Raw genomic sequence first — 25,359 nt, forward strand, 5'->3', positions numbered from 1 at the left:
TTTGCCGTGTTTTCCTGAGTTGACCACCTGTCAACAAGAGCGGGTGGCTGCGGCCATTGCTGAAATCCTCTCAGAAAAAACCTGCCCGTAGCACTCAGTTATGTCTGCCTTATGGTCATTTCGATTCAAACTAGAACACTGCACCCACGCCCACAGTCATTTTAAATAAGAATGAAACGAAATGAAACATTTCCATCCCATTGCTTCCCAACTCCCCTCTCCCTCTGGGAAGAGGACTGGGGGTGATCTCGGAAGCGGTATGGAGCGCTTGGGGATTGTCTCAATCCAGCTTGAAAGGACTACAAATGGCCAAAAAACGAAGTCTCCAGACCCGTCCTCCCAGTGCGGCGGAAGGAAGCCAGCAGGGTGTCAATTCTGGGACTCGACCGGCTGCGGCGGCTGCCATTTCAGCACCAAGGTAGAAAGTTGCGGCAGGCAGAGCTCGAGGGAGTAGGGCAAGTTGTGGTAGGCCCAGTCGTCTGTCCACTTGCCCCCCAAATTGCCTACCCCGCTGCCCCAAAACTCCACAGCATCGCTGTTGAGCAGCTCTCGATAAAAACCTCGTTCCGGTACCCCAATGCGGTAATTGGGCCAGACCACCGGCGTGAAGTTACAAACCACCACCACCCACTCACTGGGATCCTCCCCATAGCGGATGAAGGAAACGATGCCGCGATGATCGCTGCAGTCAATCCAGCGGAACCCTTCTGGCTTGGTGTCTTGGGTATACAGGGCAGGCTCAGAGCGCAACAGGTGATTCAGGCTGGCCACGTAGTGGCGCAACTTGGCGTGGGGTTCATACTGCAGCAGCCCCCAGTCCAGATCTGCCCAAACGTTCCACTCATTCCACTGGCCAAACTCCATGCTCATGAACAAGGTTTTCTTGCCAGGGTGGGTGAACATGTAGCCGTATAAAGCCCGCAGGCTGGCGAACTTATGCCAATGATCCCCCGGCATTTTGCCCAACATGTGGCTCTTGCCATGCACCACCTCATCATGAGAAAAGGCCAGCATGTAATTTTCGCTGAAGGCATACATGAGGCTGAAGGTGACCAAATGGGGATGGAACTGGCGGAACCAGGGATCCATGTGGAAATAATCCAACATGTCGTGCATCCAACCCATGTTCCACTTCAAGTTGAAGCCCAGCCCACCCACATGGGTTGGCCAAGTTACCATCGGCCAAGCAGTAGATTCTTCGGCAATGGAAAGTGCACCGGGGTTGTATTTGAAAATGAGGGTATTGAGCTGCCGGAAAAAGTCGATGGCTTCGAGGTGTTCCCGCCCGCCGTAGGGATTGGGGATCCAGTCTTTGCGGTCATAATCCAGATAAAGCATCGAGGCCACCGCATCCACCCGGATCCCGTCGATGTGGTATTTCTCGAACCAAAAAAGGGCATTGGCCACCAGATAATTGCGCACCTCGTTGCGGCCATAATTAAAGACCAAAGTGCCCCAACCTTTGTGCTCGCCTTTGCGAGGGTCGGCGTACTCGTACAGGTGAGTACCGTCGAAAAAAGCCAGCCCATGCCCATCTTTGGGGAAATGCCCAGGCACCCAATCGACAATCACGCCGATCCCGGCCTGGTGAGCCCGATCGACAAAATACATAAAGTCTTGCGGGGATCCATAGCGGGATGTTACGGCATAGTAGCCAATCACCTGATAGCCCCAAGAGCCATCGAAGGGGTGTTCTGCCACCGGCAACAGCTCGATGTGGGTGAAGCCCAGCTCCTTCACATAGGGGATCAATTTGTCCGCCAGCTCGCGGTAGGTGAGGAAGCGAGTGTTGGGCTTTTGATCCACCAGCACACTTTGCCCTTCGGCAGGTGGATCTTCAGCCGAGGCGTGCATCCAGGATCCCAAATGCACCTCATAAACCGAAATCGGCGAGCGCAGGGGATCGGTGGCGGCGCGTTTTTCCAGCCAGGCTTGGTCGTGCCAGGTGTAGGTGTTGAGGTCGGCTACGATGGAGCCGGTTTTGGGGCGCACCTCCTGTTGGAAGCCGTAGGGATCCGATTTTTCGTAGATATCCCCCCAGGAAGTTTTCACCTCGTACTTGTAGATGGCGCCTGGCCCTATGCCGGGGATGAACACCGCCCAGATGCCGCTTTCGCCCAGCCGCTTCATCTGGTGTTGACGCCCGTCCCAGTGGTTAAAATCGCCGATAACGCTGACGTTGCGGGCATTGGGAGCCCAGACGGCGAAATGCACCCCCTTCACCCCGTCCACCGTGATGGGATGAGCGCCCAGCTTGTCGTAAATGCGGTGGTGATTCCCCTCGTTGAACAAGTAGCGATCCAGCTCGCCAATGTGGTTGACCTTCTCCAAGGGAAAGCGGTAGGGATCCTCCCATTCTTCCAAGTGTTCCCCTTGGGGATCCCAGGCCCGTTGCGCCCGCAAAAAATAGTCCGGCAGAGGGGTTCCCGGCTCAAAACGCAGCTCGAACAGCGTTTCCGGGTGCAGCGGCTGCATCGGGTAAGCCTGCCCAGTGGCGCGTTCCACCAGCCAAACCTGCCGGGCATTGGGCACAAGGGCGCGCACCAACCCAAAGGATTTCCCGGCCTCTTCTATCTGCTGGGGGCCCAAAACGGCATAGGGATCCTGCCATTGGTTGGAGACAAACTGACCCACTTGTTCAGCAGACAGGAGAAAGCCCATCGGGAACCCTCAGCAAACGACTGATTCCAGTCTAGCGGTGGCCGACCTCCGGTTTGCGCTTTAGCTCCAGGCCCGCCTCCAGGCAAAGAATCCCTGCAAGGCGTTCTGCAGGCGGGGGTTGGCGGCCAATTGTTGCTTGCGGTGCTGCAGGGCCGCCTTGGCATTCACCTCCGAGCGGGTGGGGTAGATGTGGATCCCGGTCAGGGCAGAGACGGGCAGCCGCCGGCTCATGGCCAAAACCACCTCGTGAATCAGCTCTCCCGCCTGGGATCCCACCAGGTGCGCCCCCAAAATCTGGCCGTTGCGCCGACAGATCAATTTGGCAAAGCCCAGGGGGGCAGCTTCTGCCTGGGCCCGATCCACATCGGCAAACTCCTGTTTGAGCACCACCACATCCTTGCCGTATTGCTGCCGGGCTTCGCTTTCGGTGAGGCCCACACGGGCCAGCTCCGGCTCGGTGAAGATGGCCCAAGGAATGACACGATAACGCGCTTGGCTGAGGGGGAAAAACAGGGCATTGACCAAGGCCACTGCCGCTTCGTAGGCCGCCACATGGGTAAATTGCGGCCCGCCGATGACATCCCCACAGGCGTAGATGCGGGGATTGCGGGTTTGCAGCTTGGCATTTACCTGGATCCCTTGGGGGGTGTACTGCACGCCGGCGGCTTCTAGACCCAGCCCTTCCACGTTCGGGATCCGACCGGCGGCCACCAAAATCGCTTCTGCACGGATCACTTGATCACCTGCAGCGGCGGAGCCTGCTCCAGGGTTGGCCTTTAGGTAAAGCAGCTTTGCCCCTTGCTCTTGGCCAACTGCTGTGGCGCGTACCCGGGTGAGGATGCGGATCCCATCTTGGGCCAACTGTTGCTGCACCACCTGGGCGGCTTCGGGATCCTCCTTGGGCAAGATGCGCTCGCGGCTGGCAATGAGGGTCACCTCGGATCCCAGACGGGCCAGAGCTTGGCTTAACTCGCAGCCTACCGGCCCCGCCCCAATCACCGCCACCGATTTGGGCAAACGGGTTAGGTCAAAGATCGATTCGTTGGTCAGATAGCCCGCCTCGGCCAAGCCCGGCAAGGGGGGAACCCAAGGACGGGATCCGGTGGCGATGACAAAAGCCCGCGCCTGTACCTGCCTTCCTGCCACCTCAAAGGTGCGCCCATCCACAAAGTGGCCCTTGGCAAACACCAGTTCCACCCCCAGTTGGCGGAAGCGATCTGGCGAATCGGCGTGGTTGGCGATGTAGCTCTGGGCAGAGCGAATGTGTTCGTACACCTTGAGGTAATCCACCGAGATCCCTGCTGGGCCAGGGAGAGTTACCCAACCGGCAGCCATGGCCTGGCGAATCCGATGGACGGTATGGGCCACGTGAAGAAGGGCTTTGCTGGGCACACAGCCATACCAGAGGCAATCGCCGCCCAAGCGGTCGCTGCCTTCCACCAGCAGCACCTTGGCCTTCAGTTGGGCCGCAGCGCTGGCCACCACCAGACCCGCCGCACCAGCGCCAATGACCACAATATCGTAGGAGACAGGCATGGCTTGTTCTGAACAAAAACATCGGGCAAGGGATAGCACCATCCTATGTCTTGAGTGGGCCGGGGGCAGGATGGGAGCATGCCTCTAACCCCCAAAACCCTGAACTTTGCTGAATTTACTGAGCTTTAGGCGGTTTGGCAAAAGTCATTGAGAGGGATATAGTAGACCAAGTTTCCCCCTGATCCTTGAGTCCACCGCAACGGTTGCCGGGAAGTGAAGGGGGAAAGCGCTCGGGGGGTATTCCTCAGGGCTTTGCGGGATACCGCCTTCCTGCTTGGACTCCGTCCCGCTGACGCGAACAGAGATAGGCAGGATGCGATCGCTTCTTTCCTGAACCATGTTCAGGAGAGTTCAGCGTGAATGTATCAGAAGGGGATCCCTTTCCACACCCTTTCTGCATGGGAGAAGAACTTGTTAGAGTGGGACGGATGGATCCCTTGCAAGCTGGGTTGATCCGTCTGTTCTACCTTTCAGGGTTTGGGGACTTATGACTATCCTGCTGCCGAGCGAACCTATCTTGGCCGTGAGCATCTTTGGCATGGGCCTGCCAGAGCTGGCCGTGATTGGGGTGATCGCGGTGGTCGTGTTTGGCCCCAAGAAGCTACCGGAGTTGGGCAGCGCCTTTGGCAAAGCGTTGCGGAGTTTCAAACAAGAGATGAACAACCCCAGCAGCGATGACGAGCCTGCCGGCGCAGAAAAGGCGGAGAAGGTGGTTGAGAAAGATGCCGCCTGAGGGTCGCGGAGAGGGGTGGGATCCCAACTCCTGCAAGGGGCCTGCTGCCGGAACTGTTGAGAGGGGGGATCCAAGCCAGCTTTGGATGAGAGGTGAAGTCAGCTCGCAAGGGAGCCGGCTCCAGGGCTAGTGTATAGTTCTGGAAAGTTCCCCAGCCTAGTGCTACCGGCTGAGCCAAAATCAGCCCGGATAGGCTCATCGGATGCCCCAGAGGTGGTATGGCTGAGCTGACCGATTTCGAGTTGATGCGCCAGATCCAACTGCGGGATCGCCGCAGCCACTTTTTGCTCAAGGATCGCTATCAGAAGCGCCTGCTGGATATTGCCTTGGCCATTCTCAAGCAACCTCACCAGGCGGAAGAGGTGGTGCGGCAGGTGTTCGAGTTCTGCTGGAAACACGCCAATGCCTTTGACCTGCAGCGGGATCGCTCGGTGGCTCTGTGGCTCTACGAGTTGACGGCCTTTCAAGCCAGGGAACGGCTGCGGCGTTGGGCTTGGCTACCTGTCCCCCTCTCCATTCAAACCTCAGCCCCTCTGGAGCCGCGACGTCTCCTTTGGGGCAGCCTGGCGGTATTGGGGATCTACGCGCTGGCCATAACAGCGGCCTACTGGCGGCTGCGCTGGCAGTGGGGATCCCCCATCGAGGGAGAGTCGGTGGCAGTTCAACGGCTCTACCAAGAGTGGCAACGACAACCGCAGGTGCAGCGAACCCTGCTGCGGGATCCCAGCTTCAGCACTCCCCTGTTGGTGCAAGCCCTCTGGTCACCCCATGCCAAGCAGGTGCTGCTCTTGGCCTCGGAGATGGCCCCTGCCCCCCCAGGGAGCACCTATCAACTGTGGCTGGAGTCGGAGATCCAGGGAGGGGGACGACTGCTGGAAAACGCCGGCACTTTTGCCGTCAACGGGGAAGGATCCCTGCAATGGCTCAGTCAACCCCTCCATTCTGAGCAGCCGACCCACCTTCTCGTCACCCTTGAACCGGCAGGAGGGAGCGAATCCCCCACAAGCCCGCCTCTGCTGCAGAGCAGTTTTTGGATCCCTGCTGCCCAGCCCTGATCAAGAGATCAAGAGAGATGGGGGGATGGCTGGGGAGTTTGTCCCCCGCTCTTGCGCCGCTTAGCATGGGATCCCCGCAAGCGCACCTTGAGACGGTAGCGAACAGTTTCATGCACAACTTTGTAGGAAGCATCCACACCGTGCGTTTCCCGCAGCCATTCGCGGATGTCGCTGTAGGTACGGAATCGGCCAGGCTGATGCAGCTCCTGCTTGAGGATTTCCAAAACCGGCTTGGGGATGAGGGGTTTGCGCCCTTGGTTGCGGGGCACCGTCAACATGCCCTCTAGCCCCTTGGCCTTGTAGCGTTGAAACCATCGAAAAATCGTTGAGATGTCCCGCCCCAGAATTTCAGCCAAGCCTGTCATCGTCTTGACTTTCCCAATCTTGAGCAGGTAGAGAGCTTGAACCCGCTCCTTCCCGGTCGGTGTAGACTGCTTGCTTAGTAGGGATTTGAGCTCTTCAGCCGATTCCTGAATGTCGAGCTTGAGGACTCCAGCCATGTTGGGGCGTCGCAGAACAGCGTTGAATTCGTTGCCTGGCGGAGAGTCTACCACAGTAACTTGGGGTTTTGGAAGTTGTTCGTGAAGTTTGCCTGGGCATTGCTTGACATTTACAGAATCTCGAACTGAAAAATCTCTAACAGGCTACCCTCGTCGCTTTTCAGGATAGGCGGGCAAGGGATCCCCTCTAGGGCGGCAGGCCGTGGCTGTAGGAGTGGCTGTAGGATCAGAGGGCAAGCTTGCCGACGCTGCACTATGGTTCTTCGCAAGTATCTTGCAGGAGAGGGGCTGCGTTGGTTTCGCCTGGCCCTGCAGTTGCAAGGATCGGTTGTACCGGCAGTGCTTCCCCGCGCCTTTATCTGCGGCTTGGCCGGGGTGCTGGTTTCGGTTCTGTATAAGTTGGGGCTGCCCCTGGCGCTGTCGTCGTTGGTGGCGTTTGTGCCCAACATCGTTTTGGGTTTGATGCTGGTGTTTCGGACAAACACCGCCTACGAACGGTTCTGGGAGGGGCGGAAAGCTTGGGGATCCGTGGTGAATGACGTGCGCAATTTGGCCCGCTTGATTTGGGTAGCCATTGAAGAAAAGCAACCCGGCGACCGGGAAGAGAAGATCCAAACTCTATATCTGTTGCCCGCCTTTGCCATGGCCATGAAACAGCACTTGCGCCAGGAACCTTTGCTGGATGAGATTCAGCCCCTCCTCAGCCCGGAGCAGTTGCAACGTCTCCAAAGCCTCAACCATCCCCCTTTGCAGATTGCCTTTTGGATTGGAGATTATCTGCAGCGACAATACCAAAAGGGCCGCGTTGAGGTCTACCAGCTCACGATCATGGTGGAGCGGCTCAACAGCATGGTGGATGCGCTGGGGGCTTGCGAGCGCATTCTCATGACCCCAATGCCCATGGCTTATGCCCTGCACTTGAAGCAGTTGTTATTGCTCTACTGTTTATCTTTGCCGTTTCAGATGGTGGAAGGTTTGGGTTGGATGACCGGCCCCATTGTGGGATGGCTGAGCTTTATGTTGTTTGGCGTTGAAGAGATCGGCATCGAAATTGAAAACCCCTTCGGCCGGGATCCCAATGATCTGCCCCTCGATAACATTTGCAACAAGATGAAGCACAATATCCTGGATTTAATCGATTCCACCTGAGAGAACTCTTGGGCAGCCGTCCATTCCAGGGTTTCCTCAGATCCTCAGTCGGCACCTACCCCTAGTGGAGATAGCCGGGACGAACCCGATGATTGAGAGGAAGGGATCCCTATATCTTGGGTAGGGAACAAGATGGGTTTGCTAAACTGTGGACAATTTGCCGAGGTGCTCTGGGGATGGCCTGCTCAACCTGCACATTTTTACACCTGGCCGATGTGCATCTGGGCTATGACCGCTACGACAGCCCGGAGCGGAGCAAGGACTTCTTTTTGGCTTTTCGGGATGTTGTCCGGCGCTATGCCATTCAGGATCCGGTGGACTTTGTGCTCATCGCCGGAGATCTGTTCGAGCATCGGCAGATTCAGCCCGGCGTTCTCAACCAAGCCCAGATCGTCTTGCGGGAGCTGCAGCAGGCCGGGATTCCGGTGTTGGCCATCGAGGGCAACCACGACAACCGTCCCTATGGCGTGAAAACCAGTTGGCTGAGGTACTTAGCCGATCACGGGGAGTTGATCCTGCTGGAGCCTGAGGAAGGGGAAGAGGGACTGGAGCTGCGCCCCTGGTCAGGTCGGCGGGGTGGGTATCTGGATTTGCCCTGTGGGGTGCGGGTGATCGGATCCCAGTGGTACGGATCGGCAGCCCCTCGGTCGATTGAGCAGTTGGCGGCGGCCATTCGACGGTTGCCCCCCGGCCCAGAACGGGTGGTGTTGATGTTCCACCACGGTCTAGAGGGCCAAATTGCCCGTTACCAAGGCGCTCTGCGCTACAAAGATCTGCTGCCCCTGCGGGAGGCGGGGGTGGGCTACCTGGCCTTGGGACACATTCACAAAAGCTATTCCGAGGGCGGGTGGATCTTCAACCCGGGATCCCTGGAGGCCAACAGCACTGCCGAATGGGACTTCCAACGGGGGGCCTATCGCGTCCGCTGGGGAGATGGCCCACCCCAAGCGGAGTTGGTGCAGGATTACCATCAGCGGCCCCGCCGCCGGCTCTATCTGGAGGCCAAGGGCAGAGAAACCCCCGAACAGATTGCCGCAGCAGCCATTGCCTTGGCTAAGGGATCCCGTTTTCAGGAAAGTGAGATGGAGCCGATGGTGGAGTTGCGGCTGGTGGGACAGGTGGGGTTCGCCAAGCATGAGCTGGATAGCCGCGCCCTACAGTGTCAAATTCAGCAGCTCACCGGCGCCTTGCTGGTTCTGTTTCGTTTTGAGGCCAATACTTTAGAGCTCGGGTCGGCTGCCCTTTCCTTGGAAGAAGAGGGGCAAAGGCTACAAATCGAAGAGAAAATCTACAGGGATCTGCTGAGCAGCCATGCCCACTACCGCAAACGCAGTGAAGAGCTAGCGCGGCTGCTTCTGGATCTTAAAGAAAAGGTTTTGGATGGGCAAGGAGAATCGGAAGTGTATGCTCACCTAAGGGGAGCTTTTGATGCTCCGCATCGCTGTCGCGAATGGGGAGCAGAAGACTGATTATGCGGATCCTCTCTCTCGCTTTACAAAACTTCAAATCTCATGAGGATGCCGTCTTCACGTTTGAGCCAGGTATTAACGCCATTTGCGGAGAAAACGGAGCGGGCAAGACCAGCATTTTGGAAGCCATTGCCTGGGTTTTGTTCGACTACTGCCCCTACAGCCAAGAAGAAATCATTCGCTCCGGGGCCAACGACGCAGTGGTGACTGTGCAATTTATCTCCCAATGGGATCAGCGCACCTACGATGTTCGCCGCAGCGTCACGCAGGGATATCGTCTCTTTGATCCCCAGCTGAAGCAGCGCCTAGAGTATGAGCGCAAGTCCGATGTGCTGCCGTGGCTGAGGCAACATTTGGGCGTACCTGCCGGTACCGACCTGGCGCGGCTCTTTGCCACAACGATTGGGGTGCCCCAAGGGACTTTCACGGCAGACTTTCTCAAAACCGGTCGAGATCGCAAAGAAGTTTTCGATCGCATCTTAAAGGTGGAAGAGTACCAGCAGGTAGCCAAAGACCTGTTGGCGGTCGAAAAATACAGCGAGGCGCAGATTCAGGCCATTAATCATCAAATTGAATTGCTCCGCCAACAGCTACAGGAGTGGGATCCGCTGCAAGCGGAGCGGCAGAAAATCCAACAAGAACTGAGTTATTGGCAAGAGCGCTTGAGTCAATCGATCCACACTCTGGATCAGGTTAAGCTTGAGATCGAGCGACTGGAGAAATGGCTTGAGCAAATCCAAACTTTAGATCACCAGATTGCCCAACTGGAGCAAAAGGGATCCCTGCTTCAGGTATCTCTTGAGCAGGCAGAAAAGTTATGGGCAGAGGCCAGGCAAGCTCAAGCGCAGCAACAGCAATACTGGGAGGGATCTCAGCATTTTTTGGCCACAGAAGCTCGCTTGCGGGAGCTGGAAAAACAGCAACAGCAACGCTTGGAGTGGCTGAAACAGCGGGATGCTTTGCTCTCGCAAAAGCAGCATATCGAAAACCAATTGGCAAGACTTCAAGAAAAGTTAAGCCAACAGCAGCGCTGGAAGCAGGAGCTAGAGGAGCTAACCCCGCAAATTCAGGCCCAAGAGGAGCTAGAGCGTCAGCAGACCTATTGGACTCAACAGCTCAACACGTTGCTACACCTGCACCGCGAATGGGAACAGATCCAGGCAGAATGGACAGCCCACGCCGAGCGCTGTCAACTGCTACAAAGCCGAGTGCAAGAAGCTGAACAGGCCCAGGCCATATGTCGGCAGCATCAATTGACCTACAACCGTTATTTGCAGTTGGAAACCCTCATTGCAAAGCAGGAAGCGCTGCGGCGAACCCGACAAACTTTACTGGCTCAACGGGAAACTTTGCAACATCAACTGCATCGATTGGAGCTGCAGGGATCCGAATATCAGCAACAACTCCAGATCTTCCAAAAAATGGAGGCGGAAAAACTTGAGCTGCAACCCCTGTGTGAACGGCAGGCCTCCCTGGAGCAGCGCCACTCCCAACTTGGCGAGAAGTTGGCTTCCTTTCAGGCTCTGCGCCTTGAACTCAAACAACGGGAAACGGAGCAGGAACAAGGCCAAGTCCAATTGCAACAACTGCAGCTCCAACTGAGACAACGGCAGGCGGATTTGGAGCGGGTAGCCGCCATTCCTGCGCTCGAAACTCAACAGGAGCGATTGCAAACTCAGCTCAGCCGCATTGCCGCAGCTCGTCAATTTCAACAGGAGCTACAAGCGCTTTTTGAGCAGGGCTCGGATCAATTGGCTCAACACCATCACAGCATCCGGCAACTTCTGGACGAATTGGAAGCGCAGCGACACAACTATCCCCAACTTCAATCTCTGTGGCAGCGGATCCCAGAGGTACTCACTCGATCTTCAGCACTCAGCCAACAGTTGCTCCAGTCCATCCATCAGATTTTGCAGGATCTGGCTCCCCAAACTTCCGAGCCCCAACTTCGTCAGCAGTTGTCCAACATCCAAAAACAACTCAGGACTTTGCAACCCTTGCTCGGCCTAACCGCACAAATACCCGATTTACAAGCCCAAATTCAGCAACTGCTGCAGTTGCAAGCCGAACGACAAAGCAGAATTGATGATCTTCACTGGGATCTTGAGGCTGAGCCCACCTTCCTTCGGCAACAACAGGAAATTGGCCAGGCGCTGCAAGAACTGGGGGATCCCAGAGGGCAAATCCAGCGCTTGGAAAGAGATCTCAGCCGCAAGTCTAGGGTTGAGCAAGAATATCAACAAATAGCGGCCCATGTTCAGCAACTCCAACAGCAGATACAAGCCCTAGAAGAGCAGCTGCAACCGCTTTCAGATCTGGATGAAAGAATTGCAGCTTTGCGGGAAGAACAAGGCCGGCACCGCAACAACTACGAGACCTTTATCCGCATGCAGCCTCTTGCCCAAAGTTTGCCCCGACGGCAAGATGAACTCCAAGCGGCTCAGTTGGCCCTAGATCAAATCCAGAAAGCCAAGCAAGAAAAACAAGCCCAGATCGACCGCTGGGAACAAACAGAGGGATCCAAAGATAACCTGCAAGCCCAAATTGCAAAAGCCGCCGAAACCCTAAGGGCACTGGGGGATCCCAGAAGTCAAGCCGAACGGCTCAAAGCAGAGCTAAAACAGGAAAAGCAGTATTTACAAATGCAGGCCGACTGCCTGCAGCAGCTTCAGGATTTACAGGCCGCACTCAACCCTATCGAGGAGGCCCTATGCCAAACGGAGCATCTGGATCGAGAGCTGGGATCCCTGCAGGAAGAACGCGAACGATACCGTTTAGATCACGAGCGCTATCTGCAGGCAGAACCCATCGCCAAATTGCTTCCCCAACGGGAACAGGAACTGGCCGAGCTAAACGCCCAGCGGCAGCAACTGCAAACTCAGCTTTCCCAACTTCGCGCAGCACGGGATCCCTTGGCTGCTCTATATCGACCGCAGGAGCATGAGCGCCTTCGATCCCTTCTGCAGGCCACCGAAATTCAAAAAGCCGAAGCCCAAGCCCGACTGGAGAGCTTAGCTCCTCAACTGAGCAAAATTGAGGAAAAGTTGCGGCAATTGGAACAGGCCAAGGCCAGCTTAAAGCAAGTCGAGGCCGAAAAAACTGAGAGAGAACGCCTACACCGCTTTATCAAATTCAGCCGAGAGACCTACAGAAAAGCCGGCCCCCAAGTTACCCAATACTACCTGCAGCAGATCAACCATACTGCCGATCACCTCTTCCGAGAAATTCTCAACCGTCCCAACGTCACCCTGACCTGGGAAGCCGATTATGAGATCCGCGTTCAAGAAGCCGGCAGCCCCAAACGACGGTTTGCCAGCCTTTCCGGGGGAGAGCAAATGTCGGCGGCCTTGGCAGTGCGCTTGGCTTTACTCAAGGTGTTGGGACAACTAAATATTGCCTTTTTCGATGAGCCCACCACCAATATGGATGCCCAACGGCGACAGCGGCTGGCAGAGGCTATTACCAACCTGCGATCTTTTGAGCAGCTGTTTGTCATCAGCCACGACGATACCTTTGAGCAAATGACAGAAAATGTTATTCGGGTGGAAAGGCACTCCGGATCCAAGTCGGTAGGGAGGGATCCCGCCCATGGTGTTTAGAGCCGACCGGATCCTGGCGGTGCTGCAGCAGAAGCGGGAGGCCTTTGCCACTTTTGATCAAAGGCTGTCGGAGCGCAGAGAATACTATAAGCAGGCCATGGAAAGCTTGTGCCAGTGGTCAAGCCTAGAGATTGCCGAAAAAATAGCTCCATTCCCTTTCCCAGGCGCTTTACCTACTGCAGAGTGGGATCGCTACTCCAATTGGAGGATCCCTTTTGAGCAGGAATGGGCCAATTACGAAGAAAGCCGCGATTGGGCGAAGTCGGTCATTGAAAATATTCCTACCTTTGCCGTAGATGGATCCCAGATTTATCCCAGCAAAGATCTGTCAATACCGGTGGCGCTGGTGCAAATCGGCTGGTATGAAAATTATCACTGCGCAGCAGGCTTGTACGAAAAAGACATCCAAGTGGATGTATTGACTCCAAGGGACCTGGGATCCGACAGCAGCGGCGAACCGAAAGAGCGAATGGTTAACATGCGCCGCTTTCAAATGGAAATCGAGAGACTTGTAGAATACATTCAAAAATCTCAACCGGGATCCCGAAAATTGGCCTTTTTGGACGGGGCGCTGGTGGCTACTTTTGCCGAAGTCTTTGAGCCAGAAAGCCAAGACTTTTATGTGCAGTGTTTGCTCCAGCTTCTGCGGGCCAGCGAGCAAAGCCGGATCCCCATCGTGGCCTACATAGACACCACCTACACTTCCGATTTGGTGGCGTTGCTGAAGCATTGTTTTGACCTACCCGAAGCTCCACAGCTTCACGATGCGCAACTGCTTAGTCCCTGGTTGGAGTGGGGGGATCGCACACCTTTTTTCATCTGTGCCCGCGGCGGCAGCCTCAACCCCCAAGATGGGATCCTCAACTCCTACCAAGAAATGCGGGAGCGAGTGGGGTTTGTTTACCTGCGCACCAATGACAACTTTCCGGCCCGCTTGGAAATACCCGTTTGGGTTTATGAGGCAGGACTGTTGGACTGGTTGGTGGATCTGGTTCGCTGTGAGGTGGTGATTGGGCGAGGTTATCCTTATGTGCTGGAGACAGCCGATCAAATAGCCGTTATCCGCAATGAGGATCGCAACCTTTTCTTGCGTCTCATGCAAGATTGGGCCGCTCGCGAAAAGCTGAACCTAAGGCTATCCCGGAAAACAGTAAGTAAATTACAGCGGAGACGAGTTCGATGAGATTGGGAAAGGTAGTTCGCTCCAACAATCACTGTGATTATGTGGTGCAGGTGGACGATGCTTTAGAAGTCAAAAATCCGCCGGCTCCTGATGACTATGGCTTCGGCAGCTTTGTCAAGCTAGAAAGCGACCGGCGACACTGGGCCGTAGGTCTGGTTTACAATACCCAACTCCTGAATCCGATGTTCCTCAATTCTGGGCCGCGCCTTTCCAGCCAGCCGGATCCCTATTTTTCCCCCGATTTGCAGAATGAGGTGCGCACATTGCTCTCGGTGGTTTTAATCGGGGCTCTGGATGAAGAGCGCCGCTGTGGCCGACAAGGGATCCCACGCGTGGTGGTGCCTGTAAACACGCCGGTTTTTCGCATGAGCCGGGAAGAGATCCTGCGCTTTCACCAGGATCCCCAAGGTCAAACCCAATTTTCCTACTATGGTTTGCTGCTGAGTAGTGGCGGCAACTTTGCCAATCATTTGATCTACCAAGTCTTGAATGACATTACGCCGATGTTTGCCGATCCAGCCCAACGGCGAGCCCTGCAAATCTTAAGCAAAGAATTGGCCTGGAAAATGACTGTAGGAGCGATGCGCTAATGCCCCAAAAAATCACCGATAATGGCCACCATCCAGAAGCCACCCTCTCTCCAACTGAGGACTCTCCAGAGGTAATTGGCACCGTCAAAGGGCCTGGAGAAACCTCTAACCAATATGTTTTCATCACTTCCAATACCCAAGCGGTAAAGGTGGGCGATTTCGTCTACTACGAAGTCCAGGATCCCCAATCGCAAACGCTGCAAATCTTGGGTAAAATTAGCCAAGTTCAGCTCCTGGATCACATCCCCGATCGCATCTTTGCCGATACCGAAATCGATCCCAGCACCATTGTGGCTCTGGTGGGCTTCACCCATCCCAATCCGGAAATCTATGCGGTTACCGTCGAGGTCATCGGCTATTTCAATCAGAAGATGGGCTTTATTAACCCCCGCCGCGCTCCGGATCCCGGTGCCAAGGTCTTTTTGGCCTCCAATCGTCTGCTGAAATCAATTTTGAACAAACGAGATGAAACAGCCATTGGGGGTGCTCACTTGGGCAGCCTGTTGTTGCGCGATGAGGGAGCAGTGCCCGTAGTACTGGACGTCAAGGAAATGGTCAGCACCCATCTGGCCATTTTGGCGGGGACAGGATCCGGCAAATCTTATACAGCAGGGGTTTTGATTGAAGAGCTGCTTTTGCCCAAAAACCGAGCTGCCGTCCTCATTTTCGATCCCCACGGGGAATACCACACGCTGTCAGAAATGCAGTCCCACCTCAAGTTTTTTGGGGAAGATGGCTACCGACCCAAAGTCAAGGTTCTTTCACCGCAGGAAATTAAGATTCGTGTATCTTCTCTTAACTTCTTTGATATTCTGACCCTGCTGCCAGAGACCACTGACCGACAGAAATCTTTTCTGGAGAAAGCCTTTCGCAAAACAACTCAATTTAACCCGATCCGCTGGACGATTCAGGACTTAATCGATGCCGTAAATGAAGCCGATTCTGCAGAAGATGGATCCCAGGGATCCTCAGCCGCCGCCTTGGAGTGGAAATTAGAACAGATCGACCGTTCTCCCTATTTCGACAATTTGCAACACCTAGCTCCCAAAGACTTGTTTGAGCCGGGGCAGGTAACCATCCTGCAAATGCATGAGATCAGCCAAGAAGAACAGCAGGTGATCGCTGCTGCCATCTTGCGCCAGGCCAACTATGCTCGGATCAATACCCACAAAGGCAAGATCCAGCCGGGGGACGAAAATTACTTGCCTTATCCCGTCTTTATTTTGCTGGAAGAGGCCCATCGGTTTGCCCCTGCCCACGAGCCTTCCCGTTGCAAACAGGTGCTGCGCACCATCCTCAGCGAAGGACGCAAGTTTGGACTGGGAGTAGGGCTGATCACGCAACGCCCTGGCAAGTTGGACTCGGATATTCTGTCTCAATGCATGAGCCAATTTTTGATGCGAATTGTCAACCCTGCCGATCAGGAAAATTTGCGCCACAGTGTCGAGGCTGCCGGGCGGGATCTGTTGCAGGAATTGCCCGCCTTGAGCAAAGGTCAGGTGATCGTCTCCGGTGTGTGCGTCAATACCCCTGTACTGTGCAAAGTGCGGCAGCGCTACACGCAGCATGGCGGCGAAACGTTGGATATTCTCGGCCTCTGGCAAAGGCATTCCCAAGAGCACCACCAGCGGGATCGCTTGGCTCAGTCAGCCCCTCTCAAACCGCGTCCTCAACCTCAGGTAGTGGACGGACTCAGTATTGACTAAAAAAGCTCCGGCTGCGTTGGATCTCAATTGCTGAATCCGCCAAATCTACAATATCTACAATCCACGAACCACCGTTTGGTTACAATACAGTCCGTTCCGTGCAAGCGAGTTTTGGGGCGATCAGTGATGAGGAAACAAGCCCTTTTGCCAAGCTTCCTGGGCATTGCCGTTGCAGTTCTACTGGGATCCGGGCCTGCCTATGCCCAGTTGCGGCTGATTCCCCAAGCAGCGCGGCAGGTATACGAAGCTCTGCCGGATCTGCCCCTGGAAAACACCTACACCCCTATTAACCCCAACGATGGCGGCCCCGCACCCGAAGAGGATACTTTGGTGCGGCGAATGATGATCTATCACCTGCAGGTGGCTGGTCGCTCCCCCACCGACCGCTTTGACTGGCAACTGACGCTGGCGGACTATTTCGATGCCAATGAGCCAATCATCGCCCAACGGTATCCCGGTGCCGACCGCCTCACGGTCAACCCCTACGCCCAAGACAAAGCCGTTGTACAATCCCTGAACCGGCAACAGCGACAGGCCCTGCTGGAAGCCCTTGTGCTGGCCTTCGGTGGGGATCCCAACCCAACGCCCCTCTACATTCCCACCGACGGGGATCCTGCCCCTACCCGTCCCACCCCAGAACCTATGAAGCCCTTGCTGCTTCCCGGCAGCGGATCCGCTGACTTGCTCAGGCCCTAGCCGAGGTTTCCCGCTAACTCAAGGCTTGCCCGGTGTAGTTCTCAATGCAGCGCAGGAACAGCTCTACCCCAATGCCAAGGGCAGCTTCATCAAAATCAAAGCGGGGGTGGTGGTGAGGGTAGTTCAGGCCCCTTTCGGGGTTGGCGGATCCCAGGAAAAAGTAGCAGCCAGGCACCTCATTCAGGAAAAACGAGACATCCTCTCCGCCCATGGTCATCTCTGGGATGATCCTCGCCTCTGGGCCAAACACCTGGCGGGCAGCTTGTTCCACCAGCGCTACCATAGCAGGATCGTTGCAAACCGCTGGGTAGCCCCGTTCGTACTGAAACTCGTAGGTGGCTCCGTAGGCTTGGCAAATGCCGGCAACGATTTCTTCCATGCGCTTTGGGATCAAATCGGCCACTTCAGGGTGAAAACTGCGCACAGTACCCCAAATTTCTGCGCTTGGGGCGATAACGTTGAAGGCATCGCCGGCCCGGAAACGGCCCACCGTCACCACCGCCGGCTGCAGCGGATCCACATTGCGGGAGACAATGGTCTGCAAAGCATTGACAATGTGGGATCCCACCACAATGGCATCCACTGTTTGTTGGGGAAGGGCAGCATGTCCGCCTCGCCCGATCACCTGAATCTGAAAGCGGTCGGCAAAGGCCATCGAGGGGCCACTTTTCACGCCAATAGTGCCCAGAGGGCGATTATTCCACAGGTGTAGGCCGAGGATGGCTTCCACATCCGGGTTTTTCAGAACCCCCGCCTCCAGCATGGGCTTGGCTCCGCCGGGGCCTTCTTCGGCAGGTTGAAAAATGACCTTGACCGTGCCCTTGAGGTGTTGACGGTGCTGTTGCAGCAGCTTGGCGGTGCCCATAGCAATGGCCGTATGGCCGTCGTGGCCACAGGCGTGCATGACGTTGGGGATGGCGGAGCGGTACTCGACTTCATTGGCCTCATGAATGGGCAGGGCATCCATATCGGCCCGCAGCGCCAAAACCGGCCCCGGCTGCTCTCCCTCAATGGTGGCCACGATGCCGGTGTGGGCAATGCCAGTCTGGTGCGGGATCCCCCAGCTTTTCAGGCGCTGGCTGATGTAGGCGGCGGTTTGCTTCTCCCGGAAGCCCAGCTCAGGATACTTGTGGATGTGGCGGCGCCAGGTCACCAACTCGGGTTGTAAAGCTCGAACAGCAGGGCGAAGTGCGGGAAAGGACATGACCTGAAAAACAAAAAAACAAAAATGTCTTGGAAAACCTTCACCGATGGCCAGTGTTGGTTGCATGCAGTTGCCTGTCGATTTTGCCCAGTATGGCACTGCTGAGGCTGCTTTCCGCTCGGCGTCGAGGTGGACATCTAGGCCCACAGGGATCCGGTTTCCGGCGGTAGATCTTGCCAGCGGCCCGGCCCCACAGCTCGCAAAGCTCCCTGCAAGGAGATCGCCCCTGAGTAGAGGGCCTTGCCCAAAATGGCCCCTGTCAAACGGGGCAAGCTCAACAAAGCCAGCAAATCGGTCAGCGAGCCGATCCCTCCCGAAGCAATTACAGGCACTTGAGAGACGGCTAGGATCTGGCGCAGCTGTTCTAAATTGGGCCCGGCCAGGGTGCCATCCCGGCCAATGTCGGTGTAGATGATGCCGGCGACGCCCTGTTCCCCCACCCGTTGCACCAATTCGGTGGCCCGCAGGGGAGTGGTGCTCAGCCAGCCGCGGGTGGCCACTTGCCCCTGCCGAGCGTCGATCCCCACCCAAACCCGACCGGGGAAGGCTTGGGTCATAGCCTCCAGGGTGTCGGGATCCTCTACGGCTAGGGTGCCAACGATCACCCGATCCACCCCCAGCTCCAGCAACTGCCGCGCCCGTTCCAGGGATCGGATCCCACCCCCCACCTGCACCGGGATGGCCAGGCTGCGGACAATGCGCTCAATGATGGGCAGGTTGACTGGATCCCCGCTTTTGGCTCCGTCCAGATCGACCACATGCAGGCGAGGGGCACCCTGTGCCGCCCAAGCTTCGGCCTGTTGGATCGGGTCGTCGGCTACCTGTTCTGCCTGGGCGTAATCCCCCTGGTAAAGGCGCACGGCGCGGCCCTGCAAAAGGTCGATGGCGGGGATCACCTCTAAGAAGGCGCTGGTGTAAGGCATGATTGGGATCCCTTAGGGGCTTCTCCAGTATCGCCCAGGGGGGAGAATGGGAAAACCTTTTGGGGCGACCATGAACGCACGTCAACTGGCCCTCTTGGCCTTGCAGAAGATCGAGCGGCAAAACGCCTATGCCGACCTGGTTCTGGGGCATTTGTTGGCCAACAGCAGCCTGATCCCCGCCGACCGGCATCTGGTCAGCGAGCTGGTGTATGGCATTACCCGCCGTCGCCGCACCCTCGATGCCTTGATCGATTGCCTTGCCCAGCGTCCTGCCCACAAGCAGCCCCCCGATTTGCGACTGATTTTGCATCTCGGCCTCTACCAACTGGCTTTTTTGGATCAGATCCCGGCCAGTGCTGCCATCCATACCAGCGTGGAATTGGCCCGCCAGATGGGGCTGGGATCCCTGACAGGGGTGGTGAACGGCATCTTGCGCGCCTACCAGCGGCAAGTGTTGGATCAGCCAGAGAAGGATCCCCTCAAGCCCCTCGAGGACACTCTGCCAGCCGACCCAATTCAGGCTTTGGGGATCCGGCACAGCTTTCCCGACTGGTTGGTGAGCCTATGGTGGGAGCGCCTGGGGCCGGTGGAAACGGAGCAGTTGTGTGCTTGGTTTAATCAGCCACCCCACCTGGATTTGCGGGTCAACCCACTGCGGGCAGATGTGAATAAAGTCATTCAAGCCTTGGCAGCAGCCGGGATCCCTGCCCTCCCCATCTCCGAGGTGCCGGGTGCCTTGCGACTTCAGGATCATGCCGGCGACATCACGGCCCTGCCCGGCTTTGCCCAGGGTTGGTGGAGCGTTCAAGATGCCAGTGCCCAGCAGGTGGTGCATTGGCTGGATCCCCAGCCAGGGGAGCGGGTGATCGACTGCTGCGCTGCTCCGGGCGGCAAGACCACCCAAATAGCCCAACACATGCAGGATCGGGGGGAAATCTGGGCTTTGGATCGCCACCCCCACCGTCTGCGGCGCCTGGAGGAAAATAGGCAGCGCCTGGGCTTGAGCTCAATCCGTCCCCTGGCCATCGACCTGTTATCCCTGAGCGCTGCTGCCGATCGCGTCAGCGGGACGGAGTCCTTACCCCCTGCCCCCTTGCCCCCCTGGCAGAGTGCTGACCGCGTACTGCTGGATGCCCCCTGCTCCGGCCTAGGCACCTTGCACCGCCATGCTGACGCTCGCTGGCGGCAGACTCCAGAGCGGATCCCTGAATTGGCCCACCTGCAAGCTCAGCTTCTGCAGGTGGCAGCCCGTTGGCTTAAGCCGGGCGGAGTGTTGGTGTACGCCACCTGTACGCTGCATCCTGCCGAAAACGAGGAGATCATTCAAGCCTTTCTCGACAGCCACCCCAATTGGGCTGCTGAAGGGGATCCCCTGCTCATCTGGCCCCACCGGCAGGATCGGGATGGATTTTTTATCCAACGGCTGCGCCGCTCCGGTTACTAACTCCCCTCTCCCTCTGGGAGAGGGGCTGGGGGTGAGGGCAGCAACGCCGAAGACTTGGGGAGTACCTTAACCATTGCCACATGGCTTCTGAGCTGCTGACCAGTCCGAAAAACCCCTGGATCCGCAAGTTGCGGCAGTTGCACCGCAGCAAAGGCCGGCGGGAACAGGGCGCCTTTTTGGTGGAGGGATCCCATCTCATCGAAGAAGCCCTGCGGGTCGGCTGGCCTTTGCAAGCCCTCTGCTACACGCCCGACTGGGCCAGCCGTCACCCTCACCTGCTGGCCGATCTGCCCAAGGGCCTACGGCGGCAACCCGTCAGCTCAGAAGTCATGGCAGCGCTCTGTACCACCGAGTCTCCCGAAGGAGCTGTGGCCGTGGCCGTCAGTTGGCAGATTTCCTCTCCCCCCCTGTCCAAGTTACGTTTGGGCCTTGTGGTGGAAACGCTGCAAGATCCAGGCAATTTGGGATCCCTAATCCGAGTCGTGGCCGCCGCAGGAGCCGACGGCCTTTGGCTAAGCGCAGACAGCGTCGATCCCGAAAACCCCAAAGTCTTGCGGGCCTCTGCCGGCCAGTGGTTTCGCCGTCCGCCCCAAGTCGTGCCCGACCTAGCCGCCTGGATCCAGAGCTGCCGTTGCCACGGGATCCAAGTTTTGGCCGCTACCCTCTCCCCCACGGCAAGCTGTTACTGGGATCAAGATCTCACCTGCCCTACCCTTTTTCTCCTGGGCAACGAAGGGGCTGGCCTGAGGGAAGCGACTATCCAACAGGCCGATGCCCAGGTGCGGATCCCGATGGCCGAGGGTGTCGAATCTCTGAACGTCGCTATGACGGGGGGGTTGTTGCTCTACGAGGCCCTGCGCCAGCGGCGATCTCGCTCAGGAAGCGCTCCCTGAACAGCTAGCTGCTCCCTCAGAACTCTTCCTCTACAAAGACCGCATCCTCATTCTCTTCCTGCTCTCCCTCCTCCATCGCTGCCGGCCGGCTGGCGGAAACCGTCACCCCCGCAGAAAGTTTCTCCCGCACAGCCGCTTCCACCTCCGCTAGGAGCTCTGGGTTTTCCTTCAAGTAGACAACCAGATTGTCCCTTCCTTGGGCAACATTTTCCTCCTTGTAGCTGTACCAAGAGCCGCGGCGCTTGAGAATGCCCATCTCCTCGGCCAGATCGATAATGCAGCCGATGTTGGAGATCCCTTGGCCGAAAATGATGTCAAATTCTGCCCGCCGGAAAGGGGGGGCAACTTTGTTTTTCACCACCTTGACCCGCGCTCGGATCCCGTATTCTTCCGCACCTTTTTTCAGGGTTTGAACGCGGCGAATATCTAGCCGCACCGACGCATAAAACTTAAGGGCATTGCCGCCGGTGGTGGTCTCCTGGGGGCCATAGCCTATGCCGCCAATTTTGGAGCGCAATTGGTTTAAGAAAAGAACGATGGATCCGGTTTTGCTGACATTTCCGGCAATCTTGCGCAGCGCTTGGCTCATCAGGCGCGCCTGCAATCCCACATGGGCATCTCCCATATCCCCTTCGATCTCAGCCCGGGGCACCAACGCTGCTACCGAGTCCACCACCACGATATCCACAGCTGCCGAGCGCACCAACTGATCGACAATCTCCAGAGCTGCCTCTCCCGTATCCGGTTGCGAGATCAACAGGTTTTGAATATCAACCCCCAAAGCTGCTGCGTAAGTGGGATCCAGCGCATGTTCCGCATCCACAAAAGCTGCCGTTCCCCCTTGTTTTTGCACTTCGGCGATGGCATGTAGGGCAATTGAAGTTTTCCCAGAAGATTCCGGCCCAAAGACTTCGATAATCCGCCCTTTTGGGTAACCTCCGCCCAAGGCCAAGTCGAGGGTGATGGCCCCACTGGGTATGGTCTCCACCCGCATCTGGGTGGCATCTCCCAGGCGCATGATTGCCCCTTTGCCGAAATTCCGCTCGATCTGGCTTAACACCTGCTCCAGGGCTTTGCGTTTTTCTGACTTCAATTTGTCCGAGTCATCAGCAGTGTTCACAGCAGCGGCTTTCCGGGCCATAACCCGCATCCCCCCCAGGAGTCGTGGTGGAAAATCGAGCCTGCATTCTAACATTGTCGCCTTGCTCTGAGCGGATCCCTCTCCCTCCAACTGCAGTCAGCTCGTACCTTGCCTCGGTTCCTAACTCCCCTCTCCCTCTGGGAGAGGGGCTGGGGGTGAGGGCAGGTCTTCTGCATAGCCTTGCAGAGCGGGTAGAGTGGGCTAAAGGGATCTGCTCAGGAATGTCCCCACGGTCATGACTTTGGTCTTACAATCCCCCGGCCCGGTTGTGTTTAGTTGGGGGCCGCTCAGCCTGCGCTGGTATGGCTTATTGATCGGCCTGGCAATGGTGTTGGGCTTGCTCCTGGCTCGCCATCTGGCAGCTCGGCGTGGCCTTCCCCCCAGTTCCATGCCTGATCTGCTGGTGTGGTTGGTGGTTGGATCCCTGCCCCTTGCTCGCCTGTACTATGTGGCCCTTGAGTGGGAACGCTATCGAGATGGCCCTTGGTGGCAGGTCTTGGCCCTCTGGCAGGGGGGCATTGCCATTCACGGTGCCTTGATCGGCGGCAGTGCGGCGCTTTACCTGTTCGCCCGGCGGCACCGGCTGAGTTTTTGGTTGCTAGCCGATTGCCTTGTTCCCTCCCTCAGCCTTGGTCAGGGGATCGGACGTTGGGGCAACTTCTTCAACAACGAAGCCTACGGAAAGGTGTTGCCTCCGGATAGCCCTCTGTGGGTACAACTGCAGCTGCCTGATGGATCGCGCGTCCATCCCACTTTTTTGTACGAATCCCTCTGGAACTTTGGTCTCTTCGGGCTCCTGCTCTTTTTAAGCTACCGGCGCCAGCTTCCCCCCGGCACCCTCTTGGGCCTCTACCTGGTGGGGTACAGCCTGGGGCGCTTCTGGATCGAAGGCCTGCGCACCGATAGCCTCATGCTGGGATCCCTGCGGGTGGCGCAGGGGGTGAGCCTGTTGCTCATTGGAGCAGGCCTGGCCGCAATCTTGACAGCTCCCAAACGCGTTTCTGTTCACCCAAACGAGGCAACTTCCTCGCCTGGGATCCCCGCCCCAAAGGAGTTGTAAGCCATGGCCAGCGAACAGAATGAAGAGCTCTGGCAGCAAGCCTCCCCTCTGCTGCTGCCATCCGCCGCTGCTACCCAATCACTAGGGGCCCTCGTAGCTCAAGCCGCCCTTGGCTTCCTCGCCCCTTCAGGTCAACAAAAATCTCCCCCTCCCAGCCGCAGCCTCGGCTCCACTTCCGGCTTGGTCATTCTTCTCGAAGGTAATCTGGGCAGCGGCAAAACCACCTTTGTGCAGGGACTAGGGCAGGGCTTAGGGATCCCCGAACCCATCGACAGCCCCACCTTCGTGCTGGTACAGGAATACCGCACCGGGCGGATCCCTCTTTTCCATTGCGATCTCTACCGCCTAGAGACCTCTTCTGCCGCTCGCGCCGGTGGGAAAGAATCCACACTCCTAGAAGACCTAGGGCTAGAAGAACTTTGGAGCCAAGGTGGGATCACCGCTATTGAGTGGCCCCAGTACCTCCGCCATCTGCCTGCGACCTACCTCTGGCTGCGCCTACAGCCCCATCCCCAGCAGGAAGGAGCCCGCCTTCTACACGTCAAGGGAAAGGGATCCCAGACTGGCCACCTTTGGCAGCAAGTTCTTTCTCAATTCACTCAGCAAAACCTCGAAGAAGGGATCCACTTCTCCTCCTGAAAGTACTTGAAAGCAGAAGAAAAAGTTGAGATCCCAAAAGACCTATGGCCACCTCGATTCGAACTAAGACACTGCGCCCACACCCGAAGCGTCGGTCGCGCCTTCGCGTTAGCGTTGCGGAGCAATAATGCACAGGTCAGAAGGCTTCTCTCAGTAGCCCGGACGTCTCACCCCAGCCTGAAACGACTATGAACTTGAGGCAAACGGCCAGAACTTAGCCAAAAGTCATCCTCAGGCCAAATCAAACAGCAGCACCTCAGCACCTTTCTCACTGAAAAGGTTGAGCTCGCTTTCCTCAGCAATGGCCACGCCATCTCCTTCTCGCAAAAACAAGCCATCCAGGGTCACATCGCCCCGAGCTATCTGCAGCCATCCGTAGCGCTTCTCATCCAAGTGTCGGTGAATGGTGCGTCCCGGCTCAATCAACCCCGCATAGAGATTCACATCCTGATGCACAATCACGGATCCCTGGCGCCCATCTCGAGAGGCAACTAAACAAAACTCATTGGGATGCTCTGTCAAACCCGTCGCTTTTTGTTCATAGCTGGGCTCCAGGTTTTCCTGCTCCGGCAAAATCCAAATTTGCAGCAGATGAACCTCCTCATCTGCCGAGTGGTTGTACTCGCTGTGCCAGATCCCTGTGCCTGCCGTCATCCGTTGAATTTCACCAGGACGAATCACAGATCCCGTGCCCAAGCTGTCTTTATGCTCAAGGATCCCTTCCAAAACATAGGTAACGATCTCCATGTCCCGGTGCCCATGGGTCGGAAAGCCAGCACTCGGGCTGATTCGGTCATCGTTAATCACCCGCAAAGCCCGGAAGCCCATGTAGCGAGGGTCGTAGTACTCTCCAAAAGAAAATGAGTGGTAAGTATCAAGCCAACTGAGCTTGACATGACCCCTCTCTTCCCGCTTGCGCAAAGTCAGCATCACAGTTTCTCCGAAACCTGACCCTCGCAACCATCTTATTAACTCTGCAGTCAGAATGTCAATATTCAAACAGTTTTATTTCTTCTTTTCCCTGCTATTCTCGCCAAAAACTTGCCAAAAATTTTGGGTTGGATATCTTGACGGGGTGGTGGGGGTGGGGATAGGGTAGTAAAGCGCTGATGAGGCCACCCAGCCCCGGCGCCCCAGAACCTTGACAAGTAACTCGTTCAGTCAACCATCGCCAAGCA

The 25,359-nt window shown here is 56.9% G+C and carries 20 protein-coding genes; 13 read left to right on the forward strand and 7 right to left on the reverse strand.

The features are described 5' to 3' along the window. Positions 1-369: 369 nt before the first annotated feature. Positions 370-2,661 (reverse strand): 1,4-alpha-glucan branching protein GlgB, encoded by a 2,292-nt coding sequence (gene glgB, locus ACVWXW_RS12705; protein WP_457404072.1) that lies wholly within the window; start codon positions 2,659-2,661, stop codon positions 370-372. Between the two features lie 60 nt (positions 2,662-2,721). Then, the gene (locus ACVWXW_RS12710) at positions 2,722-4,197 is read right to left on the reverse strand and encodes a dihydrolipoyl dehydrogenase family protein (RefSeq protein ID WP_457404073.1); all 1,476 of its coding nucleotides are present in this window, start codon (positions 4,195-4,197) and stop codon (positions 2,722-2,724) included. Between the two features lie 487 nt (positions 4,198-4,684). On the opposite strand from ACVWXW_RS12710, the gene tatA reads away from it, so the two are divergent. Beyond that, the gene (gene tatA, locus ACVWXW_RS12715; RefSeq protein ID WP_414356913.1) at positions 4,685-4,930 is read left to right on the forward strand and encodes a twin-arginine translocase TatA/TatE family subunit; all 246 of its coding nucleotides are present in this window, start codon (positions 4,685-4,687) and stop codon (positions 4,928-4,930) included. 218 nt (positions 4,931-5,148) lie between these two features. Continuing rightward, entirely contained in the window at positions 5,149-5,985 is an 837-nt protein-coding gene (locus ACVWXW_RS12720) for an anti-sigma factor domain-containing protein (protein WP_457404075.1), read from the forward strand. Between the two features lie 8 nt (positions 5,986-5,993). On the opposite strand, the gene ACVWXW_RS12725 is transcribed toward ACVWXW_RS12720, so the two are convergent. Then, positions 5,994-6,485: a helix-turn-helix domain-containing protein gene (locus ACVWXW_RS12725; protein WP_457404077.1), complete on the reverse strand. Its 492-nt coding sequence runs from the start codon at positions 6,483-6,485 to the stop codon at positions 5,994-5,996. A 255-nt stretch (positions 6,486-6,740) separates the two neighbouring features. Here ACVWXW_RS12725 and ACVWXW_RS12730 point away from each other — a divergent pair, with 255 nt between their 5' ends. The 7 genes from ACVWXW_RS12730 (at position 6,741) to ACVWXW_RS12760 (ending at position 16,877) form a co-directional block, all read left to right on the forward strand. After that, positions 6,741-7,634, forward strand: coding sequence for a bestrophin family protein (locus tag ACVWXW_RS12730; protein WP_457404078.1), 894 nt, complete (start codon positions 6,741-6,743; stop codon positions 7,632-7,634). 176 nt (positions 7,635-7,810) lie between these two features. Further along, positions 7,811-9,103 (forward strand): metallophosphoesterase family protein, encoded by a 1,293-nt coding sequence (locus tag ACVWXW_RS12735; protein ID WP_414400542.1) that lies wholly within the window; start codon positions 7,811-7,813, stop codon positions 9,101-9,103. A 2-nt stretch (positions 9,104-9,105) separates the two neighbouring features. Further along, on the forward strand, positions 9,106-12,702 hold the full coding sequence (locus ACVWXW_RS12740; RefSeq protein WP_457404079.1) for an AAA family ATPase: 3,597 nt from the start codon (positions 9,106-9,108) through the stop codon (positions 12,700-12,702). Continuing rightward, on the forward strand, positions 12,692-13,885 hold the full coding sequence (locus ACVWXW_RS12745) for a DNA double-strand break repair nuclease NurA (protein ID WP_457404080.1): 1,194 nt from the start codon (positions 12,692-12,694) through the stop codon (positions 13,883-13,885). The genes ACVWXW_RS12740 and ACVWXW_RS12745 overlap by 11 nt, the downstream gene beginning before the upstream one ends. Next, a complete protein-coding gene (locus tag ACVWXW_RS12750; RefSeq protein WP_011433556.1) occupies positions 13,882-14,475 on the forward strand; it encodes a hypothetical protein in 594 nt (197 codons plus the stop codon). The genes ACVWXW_RS12745 and ACVWXW_RS12750 overlap by 4 nt, the downstream gene beginning before the upstream one ends. Then, positions 14,475-16,181 carry an ATP-binding protein gene (locus tag ACVWXW_RS12755; RefSeq protein ID WP_457404082.1) on the forward strand — a complete coding sequence of 569 codons (1,707 nt, stop codon included), beginning with the start codon at positions 14,475-14,477 and terminating at the stop codon, positions 16,179-16,181. Before ACVWXW_RS12750 ends, ACVWXW_RS12755 begins: the two co-directional genes overlap by 1 nt. A 144-nt stretch (positions 16,182-16,325) precedes the next feature. Beyond that, positions 16,326-16,877 carry a hypothetical protein gene (locus ACVWXW_RS12760; protein WP_457404083.1) on the forward strand — a complete coding sequence of 184 codons (552 nt, stop codon included), beginning with the start codon at positions 16,326-16,328 and terminating at the stop codon, positions 16,875-16,877. 13 nt (positions 16,878-16,890) lie between these two features. Here ACVWXW_RS12760 and ACVWXW_RS12765 read toward each other — a convergent pair whose 3' ends face one another. After that, a complete protein-coding gene (locus ACVWXW_RS12765) occupies positions 16,891-18,081 on the reverse strand; it encodes a M20 metallopeptidase family protein (RefSeq protein ID WP_457404085.1) in 1,191 nt (396 codons plus the stop codon). Between the two features lie 137 nt (positions 18,082-18,218). Then, positions 18,219-19,004 carry a 1-(5-phosphoribosyl)-5-[(5-phosphoribosylamino)methylideneamino]imidazole-4-carboxamide isomerase gene (gene hisA, locus ACVWXW_RS12770; RefSeq protein WP_457404087.1) on the reverse strand — a complete coding sequence of 262 codons (786 nt, stop codon included), beginning with the start codon at positions 19,002-19,004 and terminating at the stop codon, positions 18,219-18,221. A gap of 70 nt (positions 19,005-19,074) precedes the next feature. On the opposite strand from hisA, the gene ACVWXW_RS12775 reads away from it, so the two are divergent. After that, the gene (locus ACVWXW_RS12775) at positions 19,075-20,448 is read left to right on the forward strand and encodes a 16S rRNA (cytosine(967)-C(5))-methyltransferase (protein WP_011433551.1); all 1,374 of its coding nucleotides are present in this window, start codon (positions 19,075-19,077) and stop codon (positions 20,446-20,448) included. Positions 20,449-20,528: 80 nt separating this feature from the next. Beyond that, positions 20,529-21,341 carry a TrmH family RNA methyltransferase gene (locus ACVWXW_RS12780; protein WP_457404089.1) on the forward strand — a complete coding sequence of 271 codons (813 nt, stop codon included), beginning with the start codon at positions 20,529-20,531 and terminating at the stop codon, positions 21,339-21,341. Between the two features lie 16 nt (positions 21,342-21,357). Here ACVWXW_RS12780 and recA read toward each other — a convergent pair whose 3' ends face one another. After that, entirely contained in the window at positions 21,358-22,482 is a 1,125-nt protein-coding gene (recA, locus tag ACVWXW_RS12785) for a recombinase RecA (RefSeq protein ID WP_414331989.1), read from the reverse strand. A 235-nt stretch (positions 22,483-22,717) separates the two neighbouring features. On the opposite strand from recA, the gene lgt reads away from it, so the two are divergent. Both lgt and tsaE read left to right on the forward strand, forming a co-directional pair. Continuing rightward, the gene (lgt, locus tag ACVWXW_RS12790) at positions 22,718-23,542 is read left to right on the forward strand and encodes a prolipoprotein diacylglyceryl transferase (protein WP_457404090.1); all 825 of its coding nucleotides are present in this window, start codon (positions 22,718-22,720) and stop codon (positions 23,540-23,542) included. 3 nt (positions 23,543-23,545) lie between these two features. Beyond that, a complete protein-coding gene (gene tsaE, locus ACVWXW_RS12795; RefSeq protein ID WP_414331986.1) occupies positions 23,546-24,181 on the forward strand; it encodes a tRNA (adenosine(37)-N6)-threonylcarbamoyltransferase complex ATPase subunit type 1 TsaE in 636 nt (211 codons plus the stop codon). A gap of 231 nt (positions 24,182-24,412) precedes the next feature. On the opposite strand, the gene ACVWXW_RS12800 is transcribed toward tsaE, so the two are convergent. Further along, complete coding sequence (locus ACVWXW_RS12800; RefSeq protein WP_457404092.1) at positions 24,413-25,111, reverse strand: pirin family protein; 699 nt, start codon at positions 25,109-25,111, stop codon at positions 24,413-24,415. Positions 25,112-25,359 lie beyond the last annotated feature (248 nt).

This window comes from Thermostichus sp. MS-CIW-30, from assembly GCF_054058015.1.